The 424-nt window shown below is 50.9% G+C and carries 1 protein-coding gene; it reads right to left on the reverse strand.

Annotation, left to right across the window (positions count from 1 at the left end; all coding sequences use genetic code 11):
* Positions 1–411: GA-like domain-containing protein (locus CYK47_RS15320; protein WP_213072442.1), on the reverse strand; the 411-nt coding region annotated here is incomplete at its 3' end.
* Between the last annotated feature and the right edge of the window lie 13 nt (positions 412–424).

Here is a 424-nt window from a genome sequence, read left to right on the forward strand (position 1 = left end):
ATCTGCAAGAGCTTGTTCTGCTGCTGCATATGCTGCTTCTGCTTCTGCTACAAGGTCTTCAACTGCTGCAAGTTCATCCGCATCTGGCGTACCGTTTTCGTTGGTATCGTTCACCGCTGGGATCACGATATCAGTCAAGGCATCTAGACGGTCTTGGAAGTCACCCGCTTCGGTTGGGAAGTCGTCAACAATTGCATCCACCGCTGCTTGTGCATCTGCTTTCGCTTGTTGTGCATCTGCAAGGGCTTGAGTTAAGTCATCAACTTCTGCTTGGGTCACAGCATCATCTGCAAGGGCATCTGCAAGAGCTTGTTCTGCTGCTGCATATGCTGCTTCTGCTTCTGCTACAAGGTCTTCAACTGCTGCAAGTTCATCCGCATCTGGCGTACCGTTTTCGTTGGTATCGTTCACCGCTGGGATCACG

This window comes from Acinetobacter sp. B51(2017) (assembly GCF_003711395.1).
Taxonomy (GTDB): domain Bacteria; phylum Pseudomonadota; class Gammaproteobacteria; order Pseudomonadales; family Moraxellaceae; genus Acinetobacter.